This window comes from Streptomyces sp. NPDC050658, from assembly GCF_044457025.1.
GTDB lineage: Bacteria > Actinomycetota > Actinomycetes > Streptomycetales > Streptomycetaceae > Streptomyces.
The window spans coordinates 33,505-59,746 of sequence record NZ_JBITGM010000011.1; the positions used below are offsets into that span (position 1 = coordinate 33,505).

Annotated in this window: 21 protein-coding genes; 9 read left to right on the forward strand and 12 right to left on the reverse strand. The window is 70.5% G+C overall.

Going from position 1 to position 26,242, the window contains the following annotated elements; all coding sequences use genetic code 11:
- Positions 1-27 precede the first annotated feature (27 nt).
- The 7 genes from ACIBKX_RS31280 to ACIBKX_RS31310 all read right to left on the reverse strand — a co-directional run bounded on the left by ACIBKX_RS31280 (position 28) and on the right by ACIBKX_RS31310 (position 9,639).
- Positions 28-1,587 (reverse strand): APC family permease, encoded by a 1,560-nt coding sequence (locus ACIBKX_RS31280; protein WP_363269929.1) that lies wholly within the window; start codon positions 1,585-1,587, stop codon positions 28-30.
- A 236-nt stretch (positions 1,588-1,823) separates the two neighbouring features.
- Entirely contained in the window at positions 1,824-3,287 is a 1,464-nt protein-coding gene (locus ACIBKX_RS31285) for an aldehyde dehydrogenase family protein (RefSeq protein ID WP_363269928.1), read from the reverse strand.
- Entirely contained in the window at positions 3,284-5,023 is a 1,740-nt protein-coding gene (locus tag ACIBKX_RS31290; protein WP_363269927.1) for a D-aminoacylase, read from the reverse strand. The genes ACIBKX_RS31285 and ACIBKX_RS31290 overlap by 4 nt, the downstream gene beginning before the upstream one ends.
- A gap of 172 nt (positions 5,024-5,195) precedes the next feature.
- Positions 5,196-6,323, reverse strand: a complete 1,128-nt coding sequence (locus ACIBKX_RS31295; RefSeq protein WP_363269926.1) for an LLM class flavin-dependent oxidoreductase — start codon at positions 6,321-6,323, stop codon at positions 5,196-5,198.
- 121 nt (positions 6,324-6,444) lie between these two features.
- Positions 6,445-7,230, reverse strand: coding sequence for an SDR family NAD(P)-dependent oxidoreductase (locus tag ACIBKX_RS31300; RefSeq protein WP_363269925.1), 786 nt, complete (start codon positions 7,228-7,230; stop codon positions 6,445-6,447).
- Positions 7,231-7,286: 56 nt separating this feature from the next.
- Positions 7,287-8,231, reverse strand: a complete 945-nt coding sequence (locus tag ACIBKX_RS31305) for an LLM class F420-dependent oxidoreductase (protein ID WP_363269924.1) — start codon at positions 8,229-8,231, stop codon at positions 7,287-7,289.
- A gap of 184 nt (positions 8,232-8,415) precedes the next feature.
- Positions 8,416-9,639 (reverse strand): amidohydrolase family protein, encoded by a 1,224-nt coding sequence (locus tag ACIBKX_RS31310; protein ID WP_363270137.1) that lies wholly within the window; start codon positions 9,637-9,639, stop codon positions 8,416-8,418.
- A 354-nt stretch (positions 9,640-9,993) separates the two neighbouring features.
- Here ACIBKX_RS31310 and ACIBKX_RS31315 point away from each other — a divergent pair, with 354 nt between their 5' ends.
- The 4 genes from ACIBKX_RS31315 to ACIBKX_RS31330 all read left to right on the forward strand — a co-directional run bounded on the left by ACIBKX_RS31315 (position 9,994) and on the right by ACIBKX_RS31330 (position 14,441).
- Positions 9,994-12,948, forward strand: a complete 2,955-nt coding sequence (locus ACIBKX_RS31315; RefSeq protein ID WP_399376590.1) for an AfsR/SARP family transcriptional regulator — start codon at positions 9,994-9,996, stop codon at positions 12,946-12,948.
- 199 nt (positions 12,949-13,147) lie between these two features.
- Positions 13,148-13,324 (forward strand): sigma-like protein, encoded by a 177-nt coding sequence (locus ACIBKX_RS31320; protein WP_363269922.1) that lies wholly within the window; start codon positions 13,148-13,150, stop codon positions 13,322-13,324.
- Positions 13,325-13,456: 132 nt separating this feature from the next.
- Entirely contained in the window at positions 13,457-13,636 is a 180-nt protein-coding gene (locus ACIBKX_RS31325) for a hypothetical protein (protein WP_363269921.1), read from the forward strand.
- A gap of 175 nt (positions 13,637-13,811) precedes the next feature.
- Positions 13,812-14,441, forward strand: coding sequence for a DJ-1/PfpI family protein (locus ACIBKX_RS31330; protein ID WP_363269920.1), 630 nt, complete (start codon positions 13,812-13,814; stop codon positions 14,439-14,441).
- Between the two features lie 58 nt (positions 14,442-14,499).
- On the opposite strand, the gene ACIBKX_RS31335 is transcribed toward ACIBKX_RS31330, so the two are convergent.
- Positions 14,500-15,456, reverse strand: coding sequence for a hypothetical protein (locus ACIBKX_RS31335; protein ID WP_363269919.1), 957 nt, complete (start codon positions 15,454-15,456; stop codon positions 14,500-14,502).
- 56 nt (positions 15,457-15,512) lie between these two features.
- Positions 15,513-16,439 (reverse strand): hypothetical protein, encoded by a 927-nt coding sequence (locus ACIBKX_RS31340; RefSeq protein WP_363269918.1) that lies wholly within the window; start codon positions 16,437-16,439, stop codon positions 15,513-15,515.
- A 41-nt stretch (positions 16,440-16,480) separates the two neighbouring features.
- Here ACIBKX_RS31340 and ACIBKX_RS31345 point away from each other — a divergent pair, with 41 nt between their 5' ends.
- Positions 16,481-17,122, forward strand: a complete 642-nt coding sequence (locus tag ACIBKX_RS31345; protein ID WP_363269917.1) for a hypothetical protein — start codon at positions 16,481-16,483, stop codon at positions 17,120-17,122.
- 33 nt (positions 17,123-17,155) lie between these two features.
- Here ACIBKX_RS31345 and ACIBKX_RS31350 read toward each other — a convergent pair whose 3' ends face one another.
- Complete coding sequence (locus tag ACIBKX_RS31350; protein ID WP_363269916.1) at positions 17,156-18,151, reverse strand: alpha/beta hydrolase; 996 nt, start codon at positions 18,149-18,151, stop codon at positions 17,156-17,158.
- 212 nt (positions 18,152-18,363) lie between these two features.
- On the opposite strand from ACIBKX_RS31350, the gene ACIBKX_RS31355 reads away from it, so the two are divergent.
- A complete protein-coding gene (locus tag ACIBKX_RS31355; RefSeq protein WP_363269915.1) occupies positions 18,364-18,747 on the forward strand; it encodes a VOC family protein in 384 nt (127 codons plus the stop codon).
- A 65-nt stretch (positions 18,748-18,812) separates the two neighbouring features.
- Here ACIBKX_RS31355 and ACIBKX_RS31360 read toward each other — a convergent pair whose 3' ends face one another.
- Positions 18,813-20,417: a FadD3 family acyl-CoA ligase gene (locus ACIBKX_RS31360; RefSeq protein ID WP_363269914.1), complete on the reverse strand. Its 1,605-nt coding sequence runs from the start codon at positions 20,415-20,417 to the stop codon at positions 18,813-18,815.
- A 137-nt stretch (positions 20,418-20,554) separates the two neighbouring features.
- On the opposite strand from ACIBKX_RS31360, the gene ACIBKX_RS31365 reads away from it, so the two are divergent.
- The 3 genes from ACIBKX_RS31365 to ACIBKX_RS31375 are packed head-to-tail and all read left to right on the forward strand — an operon-like array spanning position 20,555 to position 22,985.
- The gene (locus ACIBKX_RS31365) at positions 20,555-21,706 is read left to right on the forward strand and encodes a lipid-transfer protein (protein WP_363269913.1); all 1,152 of its coding nucleotides are present in this window, start codon (positions 20,555-20,557) and stop codon (positions 21,704-21,706) included.
- Between the two features lie 59 nt (positions 21,707-21,765).
- Complete coding sequence (locus ACIBKX_RS31370) at positions 21,766-22,218, forward strand: OB-fold domain-containing protein (RefSeq protein ID WP_363269912.1); 453 nt, start codon at positions 21,766-21,768, stop codon at positions 22,216-22,218.
- Complete coding sequence (locus ACIBKX_RS31375) at positions 22,215-22,985, forward strand: enoyl-CoA hydratase/isomerase family protein (RefSeq protein ID WP_363269911.1); 771 nt, start codon at positions 22,215-22,217, stop codon at positions 22,983-22,985. Before ACIBKX_RS31370 ends, ACIBKX_RS31375 begins: the two co-directional genes overlap by 4 nt.
- A 539-nt stretch (positions 22,986-23,524) precedes the next feature.
- Here the strand turns inward: ACIBKX_RS31375 and ACIBKX_RS31380 are convergent.
- Positions 23,525-25,900: a serine/threonine-protein kinase gene (locus ACIBKX_RS31380; protein WP_363269910.1), complete on the reverse strand. Its 2,376-nt coding sequence runs from the start codon at positions 25,898-25,900 to the stop codon at positions 23,525-23,527.
- Positions 25,901-26,242: the final 342 nt, after the last annotated feature.

Sequence of the window (26,242 nt, forward strand, 5' to 3'; positions counted from 1 at the left end):
GGCGGAGTAGTGCGGTCGGCCTGGGCGTCAGTCCGCGACGACCAGCGCCGGGGTGTCCCGCTTCAGGACCTCGCCCCGGAAGAACGCCGGGCTCTTGCGGCCCATCACCAGCATGAGCACCACGCCGAGCAGCAGCAGGCCCACGCCGATCACGAAGACCGAGCCGACGCCGAAGACCGAGGAGCCGCTGCCGTAGTCCGGGTTCCACATGTCCACGAGGGTCTTGACGAAGACGGCGGTCAGCAGGATGCCGCCGAAGACCGGGAAGAAGCCCTTGAAGGCGAAGTCGCGCACGGACGAGAACAGCTCGCGGCGGAAGTACCAGGCGCAGGCGAAGGCCGTCAGCGCGTAGTAGAAGCAGATCATGAGGCCGAGCGCGTAGATCGTGTCGACCAGGACGTGCTCGGAGACCAGGGTCATGACCGTGTAGAACACGCCGGTCGCGACGCCCGCGACGACCGTGGCGCGGCCGGGGGTCTTGAAGCGGGGGTGCACGCGCGAGTAGGACGCGGGCAGCGCCTCGTACGCCGACATGGCGAGGACGGTGCGGGCCACCGGGATGAACGTCGTCTGCAGGCTCGCGGCGGCCGACGCGAGGACGGCGACGAAGAGCAGGATGCCCAGGCCGTTGCCCATGATGGGTCCTGCGAGCGCGGCGAAGACGTTGTCGGAGGTGTCCGGGTTGGCGAGGCCGAGGCCCTTGTCGCCGGAGCCGACGGCCATCTGGGCGGCGATGCCGGTGGCGAGGTAGGAGCCGATCAGGACGACCATCGAGATGAGCGCGGCCCGGCCGGGGGTCTTCTCGCTGCCGGTGGTCTCCTCATTGGCGGTCAGGCAGGCGTCCCATCCCCAGAACATGAAGATCGACAGCGAGAGACCGGCCGTGAAGGCGCCGAAGGACTGCACGGAGAACGGGTTCAGCCAGGACCAGGAGAAGTCCATGGAACCGGCGATATCGCCGCTCTTGGCCTTGTTCAGGGCCATGACCACGAACAGGGCGAGGACCACGAGCTGGAGTCCCACCAGGAGGTACTGGACGCCCTTGGTGGCCGTCATCCCCCGGTAGCTGATCGCGGTCGCCGCCGCGATCAGGGCCAGGCACGTGACGATGTGGACGGCCTTGTTGTCGTCCAGGGCGGCGATCGAGTCGTTGCTCGTGATCTCGCCCGCCAGGAGCCAGAAGTACGAGGTCGCGACGCCCGCCAGGTTCGACAGGACGATGATCGTCGCGATGACCAGGCCCCAGCCGCACATCCAGCCGATGCGGGGGCCGAAGGCCTTGACGGTCCAGGTGAAGGACGTGCCGCAGTCGGGCATGGCCTTGTTGAGCTCGCGGTAGGCGAAGGCCACCAGGAGCATCGGCAGGAAGCCCGCGAGGAAGACCGCGGGCATCGCCAGGCCGACCTCGCCGGCCGTGGAGCCGAGGGTCGACGTCAGGCAGTAGACGGGGGCGACGGTCGAGATGCCGATGACGGCGCTGCCCATGAGGCCGACGGAGTTCCCGCCCAGGCCCTTGGCGCGTACGCCCCCTTCCGGGGCGCCGCTTACCGTGTCTCCGGCCCGGGGCCGTACGTCCAACTGGCTCATGAACAGGACGTTAAGTCCTGCGGTTTCCATATCCGGAGTAAGGACGTCCGGATCTTGCGGCTTGCAATCCATGGGCGAATCGGGACAGCTACCATTGATTGCATGTTGAACTAAACAGACTGACCACCCATCGCCAGGCAAATCTCAAACCGTCCGGTATGCGGGAACCGCAGCACTGTCCGTTTTGCCCGTTTCAAAATTTTCCCGAGTGACTTCTCACCCCCTGCGCCACGGCCTCACCCCGGCCACACGATCGACTGCAGCTCGCTGTACGCGTGCAGCGCGTACGAGCCCACGTCCCGCCCCACCCCGCTCTTCTTGAAGCCCCCGAACGGCGCCTCCATGTTCCGCGCGATGGTGTTCACGCCGACCCCGCCCGCCCGCAGCCGCCGCGCCACACGGAAGGCGCGGGACACGTCCGCCGACCAGACGTAGTCGATCAGGCCGTAGTCGCTGTCGTTGGCCAGCGCGATGCCTTCCTCCTCCTCGTCGAAGGGCACGACGACCACCACCGGCCCGAAGATCTCCTCCCGGACCACCCGCATGTCGTTCGTGCAGTCGGCGAGGAGCGTCGGGGCGACGTAGAAGCCCTTGTCGAACGCCGGGCGCTCGCCGCCCGCGACCACCCGCGCCCCCTCCTTGCGCCCCAGCTCCACGTACGACTCGATCCGGTCCCGGTGCGCCGCCGAGATCACCGGGCCGACGATCGTCCCCTTCTCCCGCGGGTCGCCGACCTTCATGAAGCCGATGTAGCCCGTCAGCTTCTCGATCAGCGCCTCGTAGACCGACCGGTGCGCGATCACCCGCGTCGGGGCCGTGCAGATCTGGCCGCTGTAGAAGGCGTACGTCGTGCCGATCCCCGCCACCGCCGAGTCCAGGTCCGCGTCCTCCAGGACGAGCGCCGCGCCCTTGCCGCCCAGCTCCATCAGCTGCCGCTTCATGTCACGGCCGCAGACCTCCGCGATCCGCTGCCCCACCGAGGTCGAGCCGGTGAAGCTGACCATGTCGACGTCCGGCGAGTCCACGGCCGCCTCGCCCACCTCCGGGCGGGCACCCGACACCACGTTCACCACACCCGCCGGCGCCCCCGCCTCCGCAAGGGCCGCCGCCATCCCGTACACCGACAGCGGATCCTGCGGCGCGGGCTTCACCACCACCGTGTTCCCCATGGCCAGGGCGGGCGCGACCTTGCCCGCGGGATTGGCCCAGGGATTGTTGTACGAGGTGATGCAGGTGACCACGCCCACCGGCTGACGGACGGCGAGCGCCCCCACGACGCCCGCCCTGCCCATCGGTCCGGCCTCGTTGATCTGCGGAGGGAGAGCCGATTCGGTCGGCTCAAGGGCGCCCTTCGCGTACCGCTTGAAGCGCGCCACCGACACCGCGACCTGCATCCCGCGCGCCGTCCCGGTCGTCGCGCCGGTCTCGGCCTGGGCGAGTTCGGCGTACGACGCGATATCGCGCTGCATGATGTCCGCCGCCCGGTCCAGGACCACGGCCCGCTCCTCGGGCGTCGTCCGCGACCAGGTGGCGAAGGCCTCGCGCGCGGCGGCGGCCGCCTGGTGCACCTGGGCGCGGCTCGCCTCGGGGGCGAGGCCGACGACGCCCTCGGTCGCCGGGTTGATCACCTCGTAGTGGCCGCCGTCGGGCGCGACCCACTCCCCGCCGATGAAGAGCTTCTGCTCCCGTGGATCGGTCACTTCGTGCTCACCGTCCTCGTGTCACGGCCGGACCGCAGCACGGTGCCGGGCGTCGCGCCGGTCACCACGTCCTCGCGGATCGCCTCGACGCCGTTGACCCAGACGGCGTTGATGCCGATGGCCTTCGAGTCGAGGCGGGGGCTGTCGCCGGGCAGGTCGTGCACGAGGGTGGCCTTGCCGGCGTCGATGCGTTCGGGGTCGAAGAGGACGAGGTCGGCGTGGAACCCCTCCTGGACGCGCCCGCGGTCCCGCAGCCCGAAGAGCTGGGCGGGATCGTCGGTCAGCATCTTCACCGCCTCCTCCAGACCGACCAGCTTGCGGCCCCGCAGACAGTCCCCGATGAACCGGGTCGTGTACGGGGCGCCGCACATCCGGTCCAGGTGCGCGCCCGCGTCGGAGCCGCCCAGCATGACGTCCTCGTGCTGCCAGGTCTCCTGGCGCAGGGTCCACGAGTCGGGGTCGTTGTCGGAGGGCATCGGCCACAGGACCGTACGCAGCTCGTCGTTGGCGCAGATCTCGACGAGGCAGGCGAAGGGCTCCTGGCCGCGCTCGGCGGCGATGTCGCCGACGATGCGCCCCGTGAGGCCCTCGTTCTCCTTGGAGTACGTGTCCCCGATGACGTACCGGTCGAAGTGCGCGAGCCGCCGGAAGACCCCGGCCTCCTTGCTGTCGGCGCGCCGCAGCATCTCCGCCCGGACGTCCGGGTCGCGGAGCTTCGCGATGCGCTCGGGGACGGGGAGGCCGAGCACGTCTCCCCATCCGGGGATCAGGTTCAGCGCGCAGAAGGTGCCCAGGGACATGTTCATCGGCGTGAGGATCGGCATGGTGAGCGCGACGATCCGGCCGCCCGCCTTACGGGCGCGCTCGCTGGGGATCAGCTGGCGCGGCACGCGTTCGGGGACGGCTGAGTCGATGGTGAGGACATTCCAGTTGAGGGGCCGCCCGGCGGCGGCGCTCATCTCGACGAAGAGGTCGATCTCGTCGTCGCTGAACTGGTCGAGGCACCCGGCGACGATCGCCTCGAGCTGCGTCCCCTCGTGCTCGGCGACGGCCCGGCTGAGCGCGAGCAGCTCCTCCGGCTCGGCGTGCCGCGAGGCGACGGGCTGCCCGTCGCCGTCGGAGTGGGTGGACGACTGGGTGGTGGAGAGCCCCCAGGCACCGGCGTCCATCGCGTCGTGGAAGAGCCGCAGCATGGCGTCAAGCTGCTCGGGAGTCGGCTGCCCGCCGACGGCGTCGGCGCCCATGACGTACCGCCGCAGCGCGCAATGCCCCACCATGAAGCCCGCGTTCACGGCGACGCGCCCTTCCAGGGCGTCGAGATACTCGCCGAAGGAATTCCACGACCAGGGCGCGCCCTCTTCGAGCGCGACCAGGGACATGCCCTCGACCTTGGACATCATCCGCCGCGTGTAGTCGGCGTCCTCGGGCCGCTCCGGGTTCAACGGGGCAAGGGTGAAGCCGCAGTTGCCCCCGGCGACGGTGGTCACGCCGTGGTTCAGGGAGGGGGTGGCATACGGGTCCCAGAACAGCTGGGCGTCGTAGTGCGTGTGCGGGTCGACGAATCCGGGCGCGAGGACACGGCCGCGGGCGTCTTCGCTGGTCGTGGCCGGCTCGGTGACGGTGCCGGGTTCGGCGATGACGGCTATGCGCCCGTCCCGGATGCCTACGTCGGCGGGGCGGGCGGGGGCGCCGGTTCCGTCGACTACGGTCGCGCCCTTGATGAGGTGGTCGAGCATGACGAGGTCGTCCCCCTTGACGATGGGTCTCGGTACGGAACCAGCCCGGCAGAACGGGTGGCTGGGCGGGAAATATCAAGCCCGTCCGGCGCTTGAGGGCACGCCCGTAGGGCGAAGAGGTTGCCCCGGCCTCCGTCCGGGAGTGGAAGCCGGGGCAGCTGAAGGACCGGCCTCAGGCCCCGGCCGCCTGGCGGAACCGGGTGGTCCGGTGCACAGGGTCCGTATCGATCTTCGGAATCACATGCTCACCGATCAGCTTGATCGTGTTCTTCGTGTCCTCGGGCGAGATCCCGATCGGCAGCCCGAACGACAGCTGATCGGCGCCCGCCTGCTCCCACCGCTTGCACTGCGTCAGCACCTCGTCCGGGTCGCCGCAGATCATCAGCTCCTCGGCGATGAGGAGTTCGATGATCTCCTCGCTGTACTCGGGAAGCAGCTCGGGCCACTCGGGGATGCCCTCGGGCCGCGGGAAGGTGTCGTGGTAGCGGAAGAGCAGCGACTGCAGGTAATTCAGTCCCCCACTCACCGCGATCTCCACGGCCTTCTTGTGCGTCTCCGCGCAGATCGCGGTGGACGTCACCATGACGTTGTCGTTGACGAACCCGCCGACCGGCTGCGCCTCCTTCACGGCCGTCTTGTACGACTCGACGACCCACTCCATGTCGGAGACCTTCTGCACGCTGAAGCCGAGGACCCCGAGCCCCTTCTTTCCGGCCATCGCGTACGAGGACGGGGACCCGGCGGCGTACCACATGGCCGGGTGGGACTTCCCGTACGGCTTGGGGAGCACCTTCCTCGGCGGCAGCGACCAGTGTTTGCCCTGGAAGCCGACGTACTCGTCCTGGAGCCACATCTTGGGGAACTCGGCGATGGTCTCTTCCCAGAGTTCCTTGGTGTGGTTCATGTCGGTGATCCCCGGCATGAACCCCAGTATCTCGTGCGAGCCGGCGCCCCGCCCGGACCCGAACTCGAAGCGCCCTTCCGAGAGATGGTCGAGCATGGCGACTTTCTCGGCGACCTTCACCGGGTGGTTCACCGGGGCGAGCGGGTTGAAGATGCCGGAGCCGAGGTGGATGCGCTCGGTGGCGTGGGCGAGATAGCCGAGGAAGACGTCGTTGGCGGAGAGGTGGGAGTACTCCTCCAGGAAGTGGTGCTCGGACGCCCAGGCGTACTTGAAGCCGGACTTGTCCGCCTGGATGACGTACTCGGTCTCCTCGATCAGCGCCTTGTGCTCGGCTTCGGGGTCGACCTTGGCCCGCTTGGCGGGCACGTATCCCTGTACAAAGAGACCGAATTCCAAGGAGGTTCACCGTCCTCGTGAGGTTCTGACGCCGCTTCCGACATGTTTCTGACGCACCGTCAGATCTTGATGGGACCGACTGTTCCACCGGGTGCCGTGACCGTCAATACCTGATGCACCGTCAGACGATGCTGACGCCCGCCAGCCATCCCCCGTCGATCACGAACGGCTGCCCCGTGATGTACGCCGAGTCCCCGCCGGTGAGGAAGAGGGCGAGGGCGGCCACCTCTTCGGGCTTCCCGATCCGCCCCAGCGGGACGAGCTTCTTGTAGAGCTCGGCGACGGCCTCCCGCGCCTCGGCCGGATCGGCGGTGGGGTCGAGCTGCGCGGGATTGGTCATGGGGGTGTCGACGGCCCCCGGGCACACGGCGTTGACGCGGATGTTCCTGTCGGCCAGCTCCATGGCCGCCACGCGGGTGAGCCCGAGGATGGCGTGCTTGGTCGCGGCGTACGCACCGACGTACGCCATGCCGGTCAGCGCGGTGTAGGAGGCGGTGTTCACGATGGTGCCGCCGCCGGCGGCGGCGATCTCGGGGGCGACGGTACGGATGCCGAGGAAGCAGCCGATCTGATTGACCTGGATGATCTGCCGGAACTCATCGAGTGGGGTACTGACGAGCTCGTTGAACCGAAGAATCCCGGCGTTGCTGACGAGCCCGTCGACCTTCCCGAAGGCGTCCTTGGCGGCGCCGACGGCCGCCTCCCAGTCGTCCTCACGCCCGACGTCGAGATGCACGTACCGCGCGGAGCCCTCACCCAACTCCGCGGCGAGCGCCTCCCCCTGCTCATCGAGCACATCCCCGATGACGACCTTCGCCCCCTCCTCCGCGAAGAGCCGCGCCTCCTGCTCGCCCTGCCCGCGCGCCGCGCCGGTGACGATGACGACGCGCCCGTCAAGCTTTCCCATGCCGGTCTCCTCGGTATGTCGATGGTCGAGCTTTCGGTTGAGATGCGGAGTCGGTCTCAGTTGAGATGCGGGGCGACCTCGGCGGCGAAGGCCGCCATCTGATCGGTCAGTTCACTGCGGCTCCGGGACCGGAACCGCACCTGGATCTGCTGCACGCCCATCGCCCCGTACGCCCGCAGCGACTCGGCGAGGGCGTCCGGTTTCCCGCTGAGGGTGCGCCGCCCCACGGACCAGCTGGGCTCCCCCACGTACAGCGGCTCGGCGATGGCGCCGACCGTGATCGGCTCCCGCACCCCCGCCTCTTCCCTCAGCCGCCTGAGCCGGGCGATCTGCGCGGGCAGCTTGTCGCGCGGGTCGCCCTGCGGCAGCCACCCGTCGGCCCGCTCGGCGGCCCTGCGCACGGCGGCGGGCGAGGAACCGCCGACCCAGATGGGGACGCGGGGCTGCACGGGCCGGGGCTGCTGCCCGAGCCCGCTGAAGTCGAAGCGCTCACCGTGGTGTTCGGGGTATTCGTCGGCCCCAAGGGCGGCCTTCAAGGCATCGATCGTCTCGTCGAGCACGGGCCCCCGCCGCTCGAAGTCGGCGCCCACGGCGGCGAACTCCTCGGGCACGTGCCCGGCCCCGACCCCGAGCACGAGACGCCCGCCACTGAGCCGGTCGAGGGTGGCGTACTGCTTGGCACTGACGAGCGGATGCCGCAGCCCGACGACGGCGACATGACTCATGAGCCGTACGTTCTCGGTGATCCCGGCGAGGAAGGCGAGGGTGGCCACGGGGTCGTACCAGACGGTGCTCATGGAGTCGGCGAGCCGCCGCGGAATGGCCACGTGGTCGCAGCTGGCGACGTACGCGAAACCGGAGCGGTCGGCAACCCGGGCGATCTCGGCGAGATCCTCGACACCGGCATCGGCCTCCCACGCCTCGGCGTAGATGACGCTCTGCGACTGGATCGGGAGCTGCATCCCGTACACGAGTCGCCCTTGCGGAAAGCCCTGCGCCATGGGAACCCCATCTCGAACCTCGACCTGGGCCCTCGGCGGGACCCTTGATCTGACGGAACGTCACATTCGATGTGACGCACACATCGTCGTAGCTGACGCACCGTCAGACAAGGGGTGGGGCAAGAGAAAAGCCCGGGCCCCCGCAAGGCGCCCGGGCTGTCCTGTACCGCTGCCGGCTACCGCGTCACGCCCCCGCCACCCACAACCCCTCAGCCGTGAGTCCGAGGAGTTCGATCGCGTTGCCCCGCACGATTCGGTCGACGACGTCCGGGGACAGATGTCCCATCTGCTGCTCGCCGACCTCCCTGGACTTGGGCCAGGTCGAGTCGGAGTGGGGGTAGTCGGTCTCGTACAAGACGTTGCCGACGCCGATCGCGTCCAGGTTCTTCAGGCCGAAGGCGTCATCGAAGAAGCAGCCGTAGACATGCTCGGCGAACAGTTCGGACGGCGGTCGGTGCACCTTGTCGGCGACGCCGCCCCACCCCCGGTTCTCCTCCCACACCACGTCCGCGCGCTCGAGGATGTACGGGATCCAGCCGATCTGCCCCTCCGCGTACATGATCTTGAGGTTCGGGAAGCGCTCGAACTTGCCGCTCATCAGCCAGTCGACCATCGAGAAGCAGCAGTTGGCGAAGGTGATGGTCGACCCCACGGCGGGCGGCGCGTCCGCCGACGTACTCGGCATCTTGCTGCTCGACCCGATATGCATGGCGATGACGGTGCCGGTCTCGTCGCAGGCCCGCAGGAACGGATCCCACTCGTCGGTGTGGATGGACGGAAGTCCCAGATGCGGCGGTATCTCGGAGAAGGCCACCGCGCGGACGCCGCGCGCGGCGTTGCGGCGCACCTCGGCCGCGGCGAGTTCGGCGTCCCAGAGCGGGATGAGGGTGAGGGGGATCAGCCGGCCGTTGGCCTCCGGGCCGCACCACTCCTCCACCATCCAGTCGTTGTACGCCCGTACGCCGAGCAGCCCGAGTTCGCGGTCCTTGGCCTCGGTGAATGTCTGCCCGCAGAATCGGGGAAACGTGGGGAAACACAGGGCGGACTGGACGTGATTGACGTCCATGTCGGCGAGCCGATCCGGGACGCTGAACGACCCGGGCCGCATCTGCTCGTACGTGATGACTTCGAGCTTGATCTCGTCCCTGTCGTACCCGACGGCGGTGTCGAGACGGGTCAGCGGCCGGTGCAGGTCTTCGTAGACCCACCAGTCACCGATCGGCCCCTCGTCCCCCTTCGCCCCCATGACCGGGGCGAACTTCCCGCCCATAAAGGTCATTTCCTTCAGAGGCGCGCGCACGACACGCGGCCCGCTGTCACGGAACTTCGCCGGAAGCCGGTCCTGCCAGACGTGAGCGGGTTCAACGGTGTGGTCGTCCACCGAGATGATCCTCGGGAACGTCGGCAAGGTCTCAGTGGTGTCCATGCGGTCAACGGTAGCGCCGATCTGACGACCCGTCAGCTATCTGTCAGCTACTTGTACGCCGATGAATCCCCGGCCCGGAGTGGGTGGACCCTGTGAGAGCCGTCTCGCACGGCTGACGTATCCGCCATGAACAAGGCAAACTGGCGGGGAGCAAGAACATGGTCGACATCCATGCGCGCGTGGACGAGATCTGCGCACGAGTGGTCGAGATCCACGCACGAGACCCATGGGCGAGCTCCATGAACGGATAAGCGAGCAACAATCGCGGGTAGGGCAGACCCGCGAAGCACGACCAGGCCCGGCGACGGCCGGGCGCGAAGGGTGGCAGGGGGAGCGATGGACGGTGTACCGCGAGTACCGGAGCAGCGGCGTCCGGCCACGGGGAGCACCCCCGAGGTCGAACGGACGTCGCGGTTCAGCGTGCTCGGGCCAGTACGCGCGTGGCTCGGCGCCGAGCCACTGTCCATGGGCTCGCCCCAGCAGCGCGCACTCCTCGCGGCGCTCCTCATGCGCGAGGGCCGCACGGCAACGGCCTCGGAGCTGATCGACGCGGTCTGGGGCGAGGAGTCCCCGTCCCAGGCCCTGGCGGCCGTCCGTACCTACGCCTCCCGGCTGCGGAAGGTGCTGCCGCCGGGTGTGCTGGTCAGCGAGGCCGGCGGGTACGCGGTCGTCGTGGCGGACGGCGCGCTGGACCTCACGCTCGCCGAGGACCTGTGGGCGGAGGCGGAGAAGGCGCGGGGCGTGGGCGACCTGTGCCAGGCGCGGACGCTGGTGAACAAGGCGCTGAGCCTGTGGGACGGCGAGCCCCTGGCGAACATCCCGGGTCCGTACGCCGAAACCCAGCGCGCCCGCCTGGAGGAGTGGCAGCTCCAACTCCTCGAATCCCGCCTGGACATGGACCTGGAGGTCGGCTGCCACGCGGAGTCGGTCTCGGAACTGACGGCGCTGACGGCCGCGCATCCCCTGCGGGAGCGCCTGCGCGAGCTGCTGATGCTGGCCCTGTACCGCAGCGGCCGCCAGGCGGAAGCGCTGGCCGTGTACGCGGACACCCGGCGGCTCCTCGCGGACGAACTGGGCGTGGACCCGCGCCCCGGTCTGAAGGAGCTGCAGCAGCGGATCCTCCAGGCGGACCCGGCCCTCGCGGAACCGTCGGCGGCGGCTCCGGAGCCGGCGGCGGCGGTGGTGCGCCCGGCGCAGCTCCCGGCGACGGTCCCGGACTTCACGGGCCGCGCGTCATTCGTCGCCGAGCTGAGCGAGATCCTCTCCGCGGCGGAGGGCCGCGTGATGGCGGTCTCGGCGCTGGCGGGCATCGGTGGTGTCGGGAAGACGACGCTGGCGGTACACGTGGCGCACGTGACCCGATCCCACTTCCCCGACGGGCAGCTGTACGTCGACCTCCAGGGCGCGGGATCGCGGGCGGCGGACCCGGAGACGGTCCTCGGCGCGTTCCTGCGGGCCCTCGGCACGGCGGACTCGGCGATACCGGATTCCCTGGAGGAACGGGCGGCGCTGTACCGCTCGGTGCTCGACGGCCGCAGAGTCCTCGTCGTCCTGGACAACGCGCGGGACGCCGCCCAGGTCAGACCACTGCTGCCGGGCATGGAGGGCTGCGCGGCGCTGGTGACGAGCCGTATCCGGATGGTGGATCTGGCGGGCGCGCACCTGGTGGACCTGGACGTGATGTCGCCGGAGGAGGCGCTGCTCCTCTTCACCCGCATCGTCGGCGAGGAGCGGGTCCAGTCGGAGCGCAAGGCGGCGTTGGACGTGGTGGCGGCCTGCGGCTTCCTCCCGCTGGCGATCCGTATCGCGGCGTCCCGCCTGGCGGCCCGCCGCACCTGGACGGTCTCGACGCTGGCCGCCAAGCTGGCGGACGAGCGCCGCCGCCTGGATGAACTCCAGGCGGGCGACCTTGCGGTGAAGGCGACGTTCGAGCTGGGCTACGGCCAGCTGGAGCCGGCCCAGGCGCGAGCGTTCCGCCTCCTGGGCCTGGCGGACGGCCCTGACCTGTCCCTGGCGGCGGCTTCAGCGGTCCTCGACCTCCCGCCGGAGGAAACGGAGGACCTCCTGGAGGCCCTCGTGGACACGTCCCTGATGGAGTCGGCGGCGCCGGGCCGCTACCGGTACCACGACCTGGTCCGGCTCTACGCGCGTGCGTGCGCGGAACGGGACGAACAGCCGCCGAGCCAGCGGGATGCGGCGATGTCCCGGCTGCTGGACTTCTACTTGGCCTCGGCGGCCCGGGTCTATGCGATCGAGCGGCCCGGGGACCGGACCGCGGATCATCTCGAGGTCACCGAGCGGGTCGGCCTGGAGTTCAGTGACGGGGCCAAGGCCTTCGACTGGCTGCACACGGAGGCCGCCTGCATCCTCGCCTGCGTCCAGCAATCGCTGGGCCCCACAGGTCTGCGCCGCGGAGTGGACCTGCTGCTCGCGGCGAAGGACCTTGCCGAGTCCGGTGCCAGTTCGCATCGGTACGAGGCAGCGACGCGCATGGCGTGCGATGCCGCCGCCACGGCGCAGGACGCGCACGCGGAGGGGCGGGCGCGGGTCACCCTCGCCCAGGTGTTCAACAAGGTCGGGCGGTTCGACGACGCGGCCGGGGAGCTGGAGCAGGCAGCCGAACTCGCCCTTGAGTCCGGGGATCCCTGGACCAACGGCAACGCACTCAACGAGCAGGGCATCGTCAACAACTGCATCAACCAGCCGGCAGTCAGCGAGACCCACCTGCTCAAGGCGATCAACGCGTTCCGCGCCGACGGCAACCGCCACAGCGAGGCGAGCGCCCTGTGCAATCTCTCGCGGGCCCTCCTCGCCATGGGACGCACCACCAAGTCGATAGACCTGGCCCGGCAGGGGATGGCCATATACAGCGATCTCGGGGTCACCTTCCGCCTGGCCAACGCCAAGTACACGCTGGGACTCGGCCTCAGCCAGGCGGGGCGGCACTCCGAGGCGCTCGACGAACTGAACGACGCACAGCGGATCTTCGAGGAGAACCGCCAGCGTCTCTGGCAGGGAACAACGCACTACCGCATCGCCGAGGTCTACTTCTCGGACCGGCGCGCGGCACTGGCCGCCCAGCATGCCGAGCAGGCCCTGAGCACCGGTTGCGTCGGCGGTGACTGGATACGCGCCAATGTGCTGACGATCCTCGGCAGGGCTCTCCACAGCATCGGGCAGGTCGACCGCGCACAGGCGTGCTGGCGCGAGGCCCTGACGATCCACGACGCGGCCGGGGCGCCGGAGGCTGCCCAGGTGCGGGATCTCCTCAAGCCGGCCGCTGCCGTCTGACGCCCTCAGAGGGGCGTTCATCGAACGTTTATGAGCGGCTGCCACTCTCATGGGGTCGATCCGTCGCGTCGGGGGGCAGACGGGTCGCACGGGCCCTACGGATATGGTGAGCGGCCCAAACGCCCGTTCGGCGATCCTCGGGGGAGTTGCCGAACGGGCGTATCCAATACCCAGCCCCGTCAATTCCTTAGGAGTTGTCATGAGCGAGACCGCCAAGGACCGCGACATCACCACCATGGGCGAGGGCCACACGCCCGCCCCGCCGAAGGACGGCACCGTGACCACCCAGGGCGAGGGCCACACGCCCGCCCCGCCGAAGGACGGCACCGTGACCACGCAGGGCGAGGGCCACACGCCCGCCCCGCCGAAGGACTGACCCAAGACCCACATCCCGACGGGGGACCGATCGGCCGCGGTGGCGCGGAGGGGGAGCCACCGCGGCCGACGCATGTCCGGGGGGCCGCACCGCCCCATCGGGCTGTCAGTGGCCACCGCTAGCTTTCGGGGCATGGGAAATTCAGGCGGATCGTTGACGACCCGGTCCACGGGGCAGCTGCACCAGCTCATGCAGGCCGCCGGTTTCACCGGCATGGACGACGCGGAGGCCCTGGCGGACGGCTGGCAAGTGGTGGACTTCGCCCATACCCGGCGCGAGCTAGCCCCCGCCCCACCCCGTCCCGCCCCCTGAACGTGGAAGCCCTCTTCCCCGAACTCGCCGCCCGCACCGCTGGAGCCTTCAGTAGCCCCCCACGGCCATGAACCCATGGCAGAAAGGGTGGGGTACTCGTCATTGCCGACGCCCACGCGCCGCTGAAGAATCGAAAGGTCACGACGACGCGGCACCGCTCCGGGAAGGGACCCCCATGCAGATAGCCATCCTCCTCTACGACAACTTCACCGTCCTCGACGCCATCGGCCCCTTCCAGACCCTCTCCTCCCTCCCCGACGCCGAAGTCGTCTTCGTCGCCGAAGAGGCCGGCCCCGTCCTCGACGACACCCGCTCCCTCTCCCTCGTCGCCACGAAGTCCCTCGACGAGGTCAGCAGCCCGGACATCGTCGTCGTACCCGGCAGCCCGGAGCCCCCGCTGACGAACCAGGCGCTGCTCGACTGGCTGCGTCGCGTCGACGCCACCACCACCTGGACGACCTCCGTCTGCACCGGCTCCCTCATCCTCGCCGCCGCCGGCCTGCTGAAGGGGCGGCGCGCCACCTCGCACTGGCTGGCGCTGGAGCAGATCAAGGAGTTCGGGGTCGACGCGACCAGCCGGCGCGTGGTGTTCGACGGGAAGTACGTCACCGGCGCCGGCGTCTCCGCCGGGATCGACATGGGGCTCACCCTCGCCGGAAAGATCGCGGGCGACGAGCACGCCCAGGCCGTCCAGCTGATGATCGAGTACGACCCCCAGCCCCCGTACGACGCGGGCTCCCCGGACAAGGCCCCCGCCGCCCTCGTCGAGAAGTTCCGCGGGGAAGCGGCCGCCGCTCAGGGGTAGTTCGGGGCCGATGGTTTGAAAATCCCACCCTCCCATCCCATTCCCGCAGGTCAGCAACTCACCCTCTGGGATTTTCCGCCCGCCCACCCCCTTCCAACCCGGCCCGCACCCGCCTCACGAACCGTTCCGGCTCCCGGAACACCTCCTCCGCCCCGAAGCGCAGCACCAGCCGCACCTCGGGACAGGACGCCAAGTCGTTGAAGCGGGAGAGGTCCCGGCGGTGGGCCTCGCGGCTGCCGTGGTAGGCGTAGCCCTCGATCTCCACCACCACGCCCTCCGCCCGGAAGAGAAAGTCCGGGCGCAGGAGGCGGCCAACCGGGGTCAGCAACTCCGCCTGGGATTCCGGGTGCAGGCCCGCGTCACGCATCCGGAGGCGCGCCACCGTCTCCGCCGGTGAGCCCGACGCCGGGTCGGCCAGGGTCAGCCAGCGGCGTGCCCTCGCCGCGCCGGGGAACGGAGCCTCCAGCACCTCGGCCAGCGCCTCGGGGCCCGTGATCAGCGGGCCCCTGCGGACGCCCCCGACGATGCGGCGGGACAGCGCCGAGTCGACCGCCACCAGCGCCTCCTCGCGGGGGCCGCCGCGCAGCAGGTCCGCGAGCGTACGGGCCACCGTCGTCACCACGAGGCGGCCCACCACCGTGACCTCGGCGGCAGGCAACGGCAGTCGGTGGACGCGGGCGCCCACCCGGCTTCGGGCCGTCTTCGGTGCCGTGAACTCCAGTTCCTCCCGCAGCACTTCGATGCGCCACAGCGCCGCCGCCGACCGGTGGCTCACCACCAGGCCCGGCACCGCCAACTGCCCCGCCCAGAGCCGTGCCCGCAGGTCCACCGCCCGGCCCGGCTCCACCCAGCCGCCGCCCGGGATCCGCGTCCAGCCCTCCCTGGCCAGCTGCCGGAACACCGAGTTCCGCGGCCAGCCCGCCTCCTGCGCCCAGCGGCTGAGCAGCACGCCTCCGACCGACAGCTCGCGCAAGGACGCCCGTGATTCCCCGAATGACTCCCCGAAATCCCCCATGCCCGCCAGGCTCCCGCACTTCGCCGCAGCGTGGATTTGCCTGTGGATAACCCCGGTTAGTCCCCGGACGTCACATCGCCCAGCTGCAGCCGCAGCGACCGCTTCATGTTCGTCACGAACTCGTCCCGCGTCCCCTCGTCCAGCAACTCCAGGGACAGGTAAGGGTTCAGGTCCTCCAGCTCGACCAGGAGCAGCTCGCCGTCCGATGCCCGGCGGCAGGCGTCGACGCGTTGGATGCCGTGGTCGATCGTGTTCCAGTCGACGAAGCGTTGCGCGAAGGCCAGGTCCGGTGGGGTGGGGGTGTATCGCTCCAGGCGCCAGCGGCTTTCCGGGTCGGGGGCGTAGAGCGCGTACTGGAAGGTGCGGTCGATGAAGTAGAACGAGACCTCGTACGTGAAGTCGATACGCGGCTGGATCAGCAGCCCGGCACCGGGTCCGGGCGATGCCCCCGCCAATGCGCCCGCCAATGCCCCAGCCAACCCCTCCCGCGTCACGAACTCCAGGCCTATCGAGTCCGCCCCCTGCTTCGGCTTCACCGCGTACGTCGGTGCGGCGGGGAGGCGGTCCACCTCCCGGGGGTCGTCGATCGTCGGGATCACCGGGTAGCCGGCGGCCGTCAGGTCGAGCAGGTACTGCTTGCCCGCCATGTCCGCCCTGCCGGTCAGCTGGTTGTAGACGCGGGCGCCCCGTTGCCGTGCGCGGGCGACGAAATCCTCGTACGCCGATGCGTAGTTCAGCACCGGGCCGCTATTGCGGATCACCACGGTGTCGAACGCCGCCGTCTCCATCAGGGACGCCGCGTCCAGCGGGTGGCACAGGGCCAGGTCGAAGTCCTCGCGGAGGCGGGAGGTGAGGTAGATGTCCTCGTCCGCGTAACGGCGGCCCTTCGCCTCGTAGGCGAGGTCCGTCACATAGAGGATGCGGGGGCTGATGTGAGGGCTGACGCGGTGGCTGATGCGGGGGTGGGGAGTCCGGTTGGGCATCGGGCCATCCTCGCAGGGGCCGTCGTGGCAGAGTCGGGTGCATGACGATCTCTGACAGTCGTGGCTCCGCCACCCTGATCCGCCGAAGACGCGGCACCGTCGCCGCCGTCGCCGCGCCCCTCCTTGCCGCCGTCTCCGCCTTGGCCCTGACCGGCTGCGGGCAGCTCCGTGCAGGCGACTCCCCCACCCCCAGCTCCCCCAGCACCACCAGCTCCTCCAGCCCCAAAGCCCCCGGCCCCTCCCCCTACGTGGAACCCGGAGTCGTGGACGGCGCCCCCCACAACGGGGACAACAACGCCTACCGGCGCCCCGGCGAGATGACGCCCGCCGGAGAGGAGGCCGCCAAGGCCGAGGCCGCCCGGATGGGGCCGGTACTCAAGCAGTTGCACCGGCAGAAGAAGTGGGACCCCGAGAGCGTGCGCGCCGCGCTCACCGGCAAGCTCGGGTACGAGCTGCGGGAGGTGACCAGTAAGGGCAAGCTGCTCGGCGGCGAGCTCGATGTGCAGGACATGTATCAGCGTTACGAAGGCGATGACTACGTCACGCCCGAAGGCGCCATGATCGCTCTCTACGTACCCGGACACGCCTGCGTCACCGCCTTCGTGCAGCCGACCAACTACGGCGTGAAGACCAACGGGGCGTTCCCGGAGACCGGTTGCATGGAGCCGCCAATCGGCCACTGACGGCTCACCCCGAGGCCTCAGCCCGAAGCCTCCTCAGCCCGACACCTGCCGCAGCCACCCCGCCAACAGCCCGTTCACCTCGTCCGCCCGCTCCTGCTGCACCCAGTGCCCGCACCCCTCCAGGATGTGCGAGGCCACCAGGCCCGGGAGCGTCTCCGGGTACGCCTTGATCGCGTCCGCCAGCCAGGTCGTCGACGCGTCGTGCTCGCCGCCGATGAAGAGCGACGGGCAGCGGATGGGGGCGCCGTCCCACGCCGCCAGGTCCTCCCAGTCGCGGTCCATGTTCCGGTAGCGGTTGAGCGCCCCGGTCAGGCCCGTACGCTCGAACTCGGTGGCGTAGACGTCGAGATCGGTCTCCGTCAGCCAGGCGGGCAGAGGGCTCTCCGCTGCCGGGAAGCCGTCCGCCATACGCCCGCCCCTCCGGACGAAGTACGGGCTCGTCCCGGGGGCCGGCCCCTGCATCGCGTCCCCCGACAGCGCCCCGAAGAACCCCGCCAGCCAGCCCCGCACATCCGCCTCGATCTCCGCCTCCGCCCGCCCCGGCTCCTGGAAGTACGAGACGTAGAACTCCTCGCCGGACTCCCCCGCACTCCCGACCCGCGCGAACGCGTCCGACGGACGGAAGCCGCCGCGCGGCGCGTACGGCACGCTCAGCAGGCCCACCGCCGTGAAGACGTCCGGCCGCAGCAGCGCCGAGTTCGCCGCGATCGTCGACCCCCAGTCGTGCCCCACGACGGTCGCGGTCTCCTCCCCCAGCGCACGCACCACCCCGACGTTGTCCGCCACGTGCGCGAGCATCCCGTAGGCCGCCGCCTCGCGCGGCTTCGACGAGCGCCCGTAGCCGCGTACGTCCACGGCCACCGCGCGGAAGCCCGCTTCGGCGAGCACGGGAAGCTGGTGGCGCCAGGAGTACCAGGACTCGGGGAACCCGTGCACCAGGAGCACCAGCGGGCCCTCGCCCTGCTCGACCAGGTGGATGCGGCCGCCGGGGACGTCGACCAGTCGGTGCTGCGGGGTGGGGTGCGTCATGATTCCTCCCTGATCAGTCCGTACGTACGTGCATCTGCACGTACGTACATCTGTACGTACGTGCGTCCGTACACCGCGATCCTGGACCCGTGCCGCCGTCACCCGCGAGGATCTTTGCCACCCCGGCAAATCACCCCGCCGGCCCGCCCAGGCGGACGGAGAGGCGAAAACCCGTTGGACAGCCCGCCCCCGGCTCCCCGATAGTGCCGCCCATGCCTACACTCGTGCGCCACCTCACGTTCGACTGTTCCGACGCCTACCGGCTGGGCACTTTCTGGGCGGAAGTGCTGGGCGGCAAGCTCTCCGACGAGGACTTCCCCGGGGACCCGGAGGCCCTCGTGGAGGCCGAGGGGATCACCCTGCTGTTCGTCACCGTGCCCGACACCAAGACCGTCAAGAACCGGCTGCACGTCGATCTGCAGCCGCAGGAACGCACCCGCGACGAGGAGGTCGAGCGGCTCATCGGGCTCGGCGCGAAGCTCGAGGGCGACCACCGGAAGCCCGACGGGCGGGGCTGGGTCACGCTGGTCGACATCGAGGGGAACGAGTTCTGCGTGGAACGCAGCGCGGGCGAGCGGGCGGCTGTTGACGAGTAGCGGATGACAGACATCGTCATCTGATATCTGTCACCTGGATATCCGGCAACCAAGGACCCCACCAACTACCCCCGCCCACCCCGCAACTCCCCCTTGACCACCTTCCCGCTCGCATTCCGCGGCAGCTCCGTCACGAACTCGACCTGCCTCGGCACCTTGTAATTGGCCATCTCTCGGCGTGACCAGGCGATCAGGTCGTCCGATGTCAGGACCGCGCCCGGGCGGCGCACCACGTACGCCTTGCCCACCTCGCCCAGGCGTGGGTCCGGGACGCCGATCACCGCTACGTCCGCCACCTGCGGGTGCACGCCTATGAGTTGCTCTATCTCCGCGGGGTACGCGTTGAAGCCGCCGACGATGAACATGTCCTTGATGCGGTCCGTGATGCGGAGGTTGCCCGCCTCGTCCAGCACGCCGACGTCGCCCGTCCGCAGCCAGCCCTCCGGAGTGATCGCCTTCTTCGTCTCCGCCGGGTCCTCGAAGTAGCCCTGCATCACGTTGTGGCCGCGGACCAGGACCTCGCCCGGGTGGCCCGGCGAGAGCGACTCCCCGGCGGGGGACACCACACGTACCTCCGTGTCGGGGATCGCGCGGCCCGAGGTCGTCGCGATGACCCGCGCCGCGTCGCCCTGGCGGCACATCGTGACGATGCCGCTCGCCTCGGACAGGCCGTACGCCGTCAGGACCGTGGCGATGTGGAGTTCGTTGCGGAGGCGTTCGACCAGTTGGAGAGGGACCACCGCCGCGCCCGTCACCACCAGGCGCAGGGCCGACAAGTCGTGCTGGTCGCGGGACGGGTGGTCCAGGAGCGACTGGTGCAGGGTCGGGGGGCCGGGGAGTACGGAAATCCTCTCCGCCGCCACGTTCGCCAGGACCGTGTCCACGTTGAAGACCGGCTGCGGGATCATCGTCGCGCCCCGCATCAGGCAGGCGATGATGCCCGCCTTGTAGCCGAAGGTGTGGAAGAACGGGTTGACGATCAAGTAGCGGTCGCCTTCGCGCAGGCCCGCCAGCTCGCTCCACACGTCGTAGCAGCGCAGCGTCTGCGCGTGCGTGATGACCGCGCCCTTGGGGCGGCCCGTCGTGCCCGAGGTGTAGATGATGTCCGAGGGCTGTGCACCTTCCACCGCGTCCGCGCGTGCCTCTACCTCCTTCGCGCCCACGCCGTCGCCGCTCGCCAGGAAGTCCTTCCACGTACGGAAGTTCTCCGGGGCGTCGTCGGAGAGCACCACCACCTGTTCCAGGTGCGGCAGGCCCGGCAGCGGGCCCTCCCCCCTGCCCTCGGCGGTCGCGCGGCGCAGGGATGCCACGTACGACGTACCCAGGAACGTACCCGTCACGAAGAGCAGTTTCGCGCGGCTGCGCTCCAGGACGTACGCCGCTTCCGTGCCCTTGAAGCGGGTGTTCAGGGGGACCAGGACCGCGCCCGCGGAGACCGCGCCCAGCGCGGAGACGATCCAGTCGAGGGTGTTGGGGGCCCAGACCGCCACTCTGTCACCGGAGTTGACGCCGTTCGCGACGCACGCCGCCGCGGCCCGCTCCACGCGCCGGCCCAGCTCCGCGTACGACAGGCGTGTACGGCCCTCGACGACCGCCTCGCGCTCCCCATACCGCTCGGCCGCCGCCCGGACCAGTCCCGGGATGCTGCCCCACTCCAGGTCGCCGCGCATAGCAGGCCCCTCCGACGCAGTAGCTGACTCGGTAGCTGACACTCCGTCAGATTAGCTGTAGCCTGACGCGCTGTCAGCAGTCGGGACGACGTATGGCGAAGCCCTGGGGCCTCGCCACTCGCGGAGGTGCCGTGCCCATGGCTTCACTCAAAGACGCTACAGCGATAGTCGGGATCGGACAGACCGCGTTCGCGAAACAACTGCCCGAGGACGAGAAGACGTTGGCGTGCCGCGCCATCGTCGCCGCGCTCGACGACGCGGGCATCGCACCGTCCGAGGTCGACGCGTTCGCCTCGTACACGATGGAGGAGACCGACGAGGTCGAGGTCGCCAAGGCCATCGGCGCCGGAGACGTCACCTTCTTCAGCAAGGTGGGTTACGGGGGTGGCGGCTCCTGCGCCACCGTCGCCCATCTCGCCGCCGCCGTCGCCACCGGCCAGGCGAGCGTCGGCATCGCCTGGCGCTCCCGCAAGCGCGGCAGCGGACCGCGCCCCTGGAAGAACACCGCCGTCCAGCTCCCCACCCCCGGCCAGTGGACCCGCCCCTTCGGCCTGCTCCGCCCGGCCGACGAGATCGGCATGCTCGCCCGCCGCTACATGCACGAGTACGGCGCGACCCGCGACCACCTCTTCAACGTCGCCCTCGCGTGCAGGAATCGGGCCAATCAGAATCCCGCCGCGATGATGTACGAACGCCCCCTGACCCGCGAGATGTACATGTCCTCGCGCTGGATCAGCGAACCGCTCTGCCTCTTCGACAACTGCCTTGAGACGGATGGTGCGTTGGCGTGCGTCATCGTCTCCGCCGAGCGGGCGCGGGACTGCCGGCAGAAGCCCGTGTACGTCCATTCGGCCGCCCAGGGTCTGCCCGCGCAGCACCACGGGATGGTCAACTACTGGAACGACGACCCGCTGACCGGGCCCGCCTGGACCGCCGCCCGACACCTGTGGAAGCAGGCGGACTTCGGGCCCCAGGACGTCGACGTGGCGCAGATCTACGACGCGTTCACCCCGCTCATCCCGCTCTCCCTGGAGGGCTACGGCTTCTGCGGGCGCGGCGAGGGCGGCGCCTTCACGGAGGGCGGCGCACTGGAGAGCGGCGGCCGCCTCCCCATCAACACGGGCGGCGGCGGCCTCAGCGAGGCCTACGTCCACGGCTTCAACCTGATCAACGAGGGCGTGAAGCAACTGCGGGGGACCAGCACGGCGCAGGTCCCGGATGCGGCCACTTGTCTGGTGACGGCGGGGGAGGGAGTGCCGACGTCGGCACTCCTGTTGCGCGCCCCGTAGGGGCGCGGGGAACCGCGCGACCGGCCACGAACAGACCCGCACCCACAAAAGGACCTCACATGGCAGACCCGACGACGACCGAGCCCCTGCTGAGCCCCACCATCGACGAAGACGGCGCCCCCTTCTGGGAGTACGCCGCCCGAGGCGAACTCCGCATACAGGCCTGCACCGCCTGCGACGAGCTCCGGTTCCCGCCCAGGCCCTGCTGCCCCCACTGCCAGTCCTTCGACAGCGAGTGGCGCAAGATGTCCGGCCGCGGCCGCATCTGGTCCTACGTCCGCCCGCACCCGCCCCTGCTTCCCGCGTACGCGGAACACGCCCCGTACAACGCGATCATCGTCGAACTGGCCGACGCCCCCCGCATCCGCCTGGTCGGCAATCTCGTCACCTCCCCCGACGCCCCGCTGGACTCCGTCGACCCCGAGCGCCTCCGCATCGGCGCGAAGGTCCAGATCGCCTTCACCGACGTCAACGGGATCGCGATGCCGCGCTGGCTCCTGGAGCGGCCGTGAGCCTGCGGACGAGGACCGACAACGAGACGGGCGTCGCGGTCGTCACCCTCGACCGCCCTGAGCGGCACAACGCGATCGACGTCGAGACGGCGGCCGAACTCAGCGCCACCTGGCGGGAGTTCCGCTTCGACGACACCGTACGGGCGATCGTCCTCACCGGCGCCGGGGAGAAGGCCTTCTGCACCGGAATCGACCGCGACACGGACGTTCGGCAGCCCAACTCCCCCTATTCCATGGACGATCCGCTCCTCACCATCGGCCCCAAGGCCAACGACCTCTGGAAGCCGGTCGTCGCCGCCGTCAACGGGATGGCCTGCGGCGGGGCGTTCTATCTGCTCGGCGAGGCGGAGTTCGTCGTGGCGGCCGAGCACGCGACGTTCTTCGATCCGCACACCACGTACGGCATGGTCAGCGCCTACGAGTCGATCCTCATGGCCCAGCGGATGCCGTACGGGGAGGTCGCCCGGATGTCCCTGACGGGATCGGCGGAACGCCTCTCGGCGCGACGGGCGTACGAAACCGGGCTCGTCTCCGAACTGGCTTCGGCGGACGGCCTGTTGGCCGCCGCCACCCAGGCCGCCGAAGCCATCGCCGCCCAGCCGACCGAGGCCGTCCAGGGTACCGTCCGCGCGCTCTGGTCGGCGCGCGAGGCCGCCCGCGCGCACGCCCTCGCCCAGGCCCCGCACCTCATCGCCCTCGGCAATCTTCCGCCGGAACGCCAGGCGGGACTCTTCACCTCCCGGACAGCCGACTTCCGAACGCGGTGATTTCCGTACGCGGTGATTTCCGTACGCGGTGATTTCCGTACGCGGTGATTTCCGTACGCGGTAATCCTGCCGCAGCGCGGCGTCCGGACGGGATCAGCAGGCCCTGGCCCGCGTCCACCCCGGCCCGCACATTCACCGGATCGAGTCCGGCGATCGCCTCCTTCGCGGCCGCGGCGGATCCGGCCGCGCGCCTGGAGCAGGCCGGGGGCGACCGCGAGGGCGGCATAGTCGGCGGCGGGCTGGACGTACGTACAGCCGCGGGAGGCGCCGCAGCGGGCGCGCAGGCCGAGGTAGGGGGCGGATCCGCCGACGGAGGGGGCCCAGCCGGTGCGTCATGGGACCAGCGTGCCGCTTGTGCGTCACGTGGCGGGGGTGGGCCAGTCGGCGTAGCGTCGGTCGTGGAGAGCAGGTGAGAGGTGCCCGGGCACGGTCCGCACCGCCCTCGGCCCGCCCCTTCGCCCTCCGTGTTGGCGACGGCCGCCGTCTAGCCCCTTCCAACCCTGGTACGACGGCCGTCTCAGGGCATGCGCGGCCCCTCCTCAGGAGCGGGCCGTCCCCGTTCCCCGCTCGGCGTCCAGCGCGTACACGCAGCGGTCCTTGCTGCACGCGTACACGACGCCGTCCCGCACGACCGGCGCCCCGGTGATCTCTCCCCCCGTGGCGAGCTTCCAGCGGAGGCGGCCGTCGTCGGCCTTGAGCGTGTACAGCAGGTGGTCGGTCGAGCCGAAGTGGATGCGCCGGTCGGCGACGACGGGCGTGCCGACGACCTCGCCGCCCGCCTGGAAGCGCCACTTCGGTGTGCCGGTCACGGCGTCCAGCGTGTAGAGGCCCTTGCCGCTGCCCACGTGGACGTGGCCGTCGGCGACGAGCACCGGCTCGATCGACGCGCGGGACTCGGTGGCGATGCGCCAGCGGTCGCGGCCGTCGGTGGCGTCGAGGGCGTACACGGTGCCGAGGTAGTCGGCCAGATACACGCCGCCGCCGGTCACCGCGGGGCCGGGCGCGAACGCCGGCGGGCAGAGGAAGACGGCGGGCGCCTCGAAGTGCCAGCGGACGTGGCCGCCCGCGACGTCGATCGCCAGGACGCGCGTACCGGCCGACACGTATACGTAGCCGTCCTCGGCCTGGGTCAGCCGGACCGGTACGCCGCCGCAGGACGCCGCGTCGCCGATCGGGTACGACCAGCGCTCGTCGCCGGTGCGGGCCTCCAGGGCGCGCAGGCGGGCGTTCTGCCAGACGTAGACGGTGCCGTCGTGGATGACGGGGCCCGCCTCGGGGGTCTCGAAGTCGGTCTGCGCCCCGGTGATCTCCCAGAGCTTCTCGCCGTTCGCGGCCTCCCAGGCCTGTACGCCGCCGCCGCGGGTGCCGGTGACGACGGTGCCCCGGTCGGCGTGCAGGGAGTACACCCAGGCGTCGGTGGGGAGGCGCCACAGGTCCGAGCCGTCGGCGCCGTCGAGCGCGTAGAGGGTGGGGCCGTCGGACGCGTGGATACGTCCGTCGGCGACCGCCATGGACCAGGCGACGTCCCGCGTCTTGAAGCTGCGGCGGCCGGTGCCCACGTCGAGCGCGTGCACCTCGAAGGACGTGACGTAGACGAGGTTCCCGGCGACGGCGGGCGTGCCCCAGACGTCGTTGGACATCCGGAACCGCCAGGGCCGCCAGGCGGCACCGGAGTCCGGCGCGACGGCCGGCGCGGGCACCACGGGGTCGGCGCCGTTCGCGGCGGCCTTGGACCGCGACCAGGACGCGGCGAGCCCCGCCTCGGCGGGCGGCGCGGCCACGGCGGCGGCACGGGCGTCGGCGACGCGGGGGCCGGGACCGATCGGCACCTTCGCCCCGGCGAGCCGCACCGGCCCCGCGTCGGGCGCGCCGCCGAGCTGCGGCGGCTGGGTCGGCGGTACGGGCGGCGCGTGCGGCGGCTGCGGGGCCGCGACGGAGGCGGCGGGGGCGGGGGCAGCGGCGCTCCGGCCGCCGCTCCTGCCGGAGGAGGACGCCGGGACCCGCGCGGGCGGGCGGCCGCCCCTGCGGGCCTCGATGAGGGCGACGGCCCGCTCGGGCAGCCACGCGGAGGCCGTGCCGCTGTCGCCGTCCTCGCTCTCGGAGGCGAAGAGGTGCGGGGCGAGCTGGGCCTGGAGGTCGGCGGGGCTGGGCCGCAGGGCCGCCTCCATCTGCATGCACGTCTCGATCAGCGGACGCAGCTCGTCCGGGAGTCCCTCCAGGTCAGGGCCTTCCCGGAGCAGCATGAAGACGGTCTCGACGGGGTTCGCGCCATGGAAGGGCGCGTGGCCGGTCGCGGCGAAGACGAGCATCGAACCGAGCGAGAAGACATCGCTCGCGCCGGTCACGCTGCGGGAGTCCTTCGCCTGCTCGGGCGACATGTACGCGGGGGTGCCCACGGCCACGTTCGTCATGGTCAGGCGGGTGTTGGAGACGCCGGACGCGATGCCGAAGTCGATGACGCGGGGGCCGTCCTCGACGACGAGTACGTTCGACGGCTTGAGGTCGCGGTGGACCAGACCGGCACCGTGGATGGACTCCAGGGCCTCGGCGACGCCCGCCGCGAGCCAGCGCACGGCCTGGGTGGGCAGCGGCCCGTGCTCATTCACTATTTCTTCGAGGGAGGGCGCGGGCACGTACGCCGTCGCGAGCCACGGCACGGCCGCGCGCGGATCGGCGTCCACGACAGCGGCCGTATAGAAACCGGACACCGCCCGTGCGGCCTCGACCTCGCGCGTGAAGCGGACACGGAACAGCTGGTCCTCGGCGAGCTCGGTCCTGACCGTCTTGATCGCCACACGTCGACCCGACGCGGAGCGCGCGAGGTAGACAAGGCCCATGCCTCCGGCCCCGAGCCGGCCGAGCACCTCGAACGGGCCGATCCGCCTCGGATCGTGCTGCGTCAGCTGATCCACCACTTGCCCTGCCACCTCCCCGTACGCGGGCACCGTATCGAGCGGCCCCGTGCAGCGTCTCACCACCGAGCCGCTACGGCGGCACGCACCCTGATTCTTCCTGTCCGGGGCGACGGTTGCGAACCCGGGGCGGGATCGGGGTGTCTCGGGACAAAGGAGACGTGAGAAGAGTCGGAAGGAGAAGGGGATGCGTCAGAGACGTTCGATTCGAATATGTGATCGATATGAGGGCGGCTTGAAACCGTCTCCGGGGTGGGGGCGCGGAGACGGCGCCCCGAAAGTCCGAAAGGGTGCCGGCACCGCGCGCGAAGCGCCCTCAATACCGCCCGCAACCCCATTTGCACT

Coding starts and splice junctions, on each gene's coding strand:
- ACIBKX_RS31280 (WP_363269929.1), bottom strand. CDS start 1,587: ATGAGCCAGTTGGACGTACGGCCCCGGGCCGGAGACACGGTAAGCGGC.
- ACIBKX_RS31290 (WP_363269927.1), bottom strand. CDS start 5,023: ATGCTCGACCACCTCATCAAGGGCGCGACCGTAGTCGACGGAACCGGC.
- ACIBKX_RS31300 (WP_363269925.1), bottom strand. CDS start 7,230: ATGGGAAAGCTTGACGGGCGCGTCGTCATCGTCACCGGCGCGGCGCGC.
- ACIBKX_RS31305 (WP_363269924.1), bottom strand. CDS start 8,231: ATGGCGCAGGGCTTTCCGCAAGGGCGACTCGTGTACGGGATGCAGCTC.
- ACIBKX_RS31315 (WP_399376590.1), top strand. CDS start 9,994: ATGGACGGTGTACCGCGAGTACCGGAGCAGCGGCGTCCGGCCACGGGG.
- ACIBKX_RS31320 (WP_363269922.1), top strand. CDS start 13,148: ATGAGCGAGACCGCCAAGGACCGCGACATCACCACCATGGGCGAGGGC.
- ACIBKX_RS31325 (WP_363269921.1), top strand. CDS start 13,457: ATGGGAAATTCAGGCGGATCGTTGACGACCCGGTCCACGGGGCAGCTG.
- ACIBKX_RS31330 (WP_363269920.1), top strand. CDS start 13,812: ATGCAGATAGCCATCCTCCTCTACGACAACTTCACCGTCCTCGACGCC.
- ACIBKX_RS31335 (WP_363269919.1), bottom strand. CDS start 15,456: ATGGGGGATTTCGGGGAGTCATTCGGGGAATCACGGGCGTCCTTGCGC.
- ACIBKX_RS31340 (WP_363269918.1), bottom strand. CDS start 16,439: ATGCCCAACCGGACTCCCCACCCCCGCATCAGCCACCGCGTCAGCCCT.
- ACIBKX_RS31345 (WP_363269917.1), top strand. CDS start 16,481: ATGACGATCTCTGACAGTCGTGGCTCCGCCACCCTGATCCGCCGAAGA.
- ACIBKX_RS31350 (WP_363269916.1), bottom strand. CDS start 18,151: ATGACGCACCCCACCCCGCAGCACCGACTGGTCGACGTCCCCGGCGGC.
- ACIBKX_RS31355 (WP_363269915.1), top strand. CDS start 18,364: ATGCCTACACTCGTGCGCCACCTCACGTTCGACTGTTCCGACGCCTAC.
- ACIBKX_RS31360 (WP_363269914.1), bottom strand. CDS start 20,417: ATGCGCGGCGACCTGGAGTGGGGCAGCATCCCGGGACTGGTCCGGGCG.
- ACIBKX_RS31365 (WP_363269913.1), top strand. CDS start 20,555: ATGGCTTCACTCAAAGACGCTACAGCGATAGTCGGGATCGGACAGACC.
- ACIBKX_RS31370 (WP_363269912.1), top strand. CDS start 21,766: ATGGCAGACCCGACGACGACCGAGCCCCTGCTGAGCCCCACCATCGAC.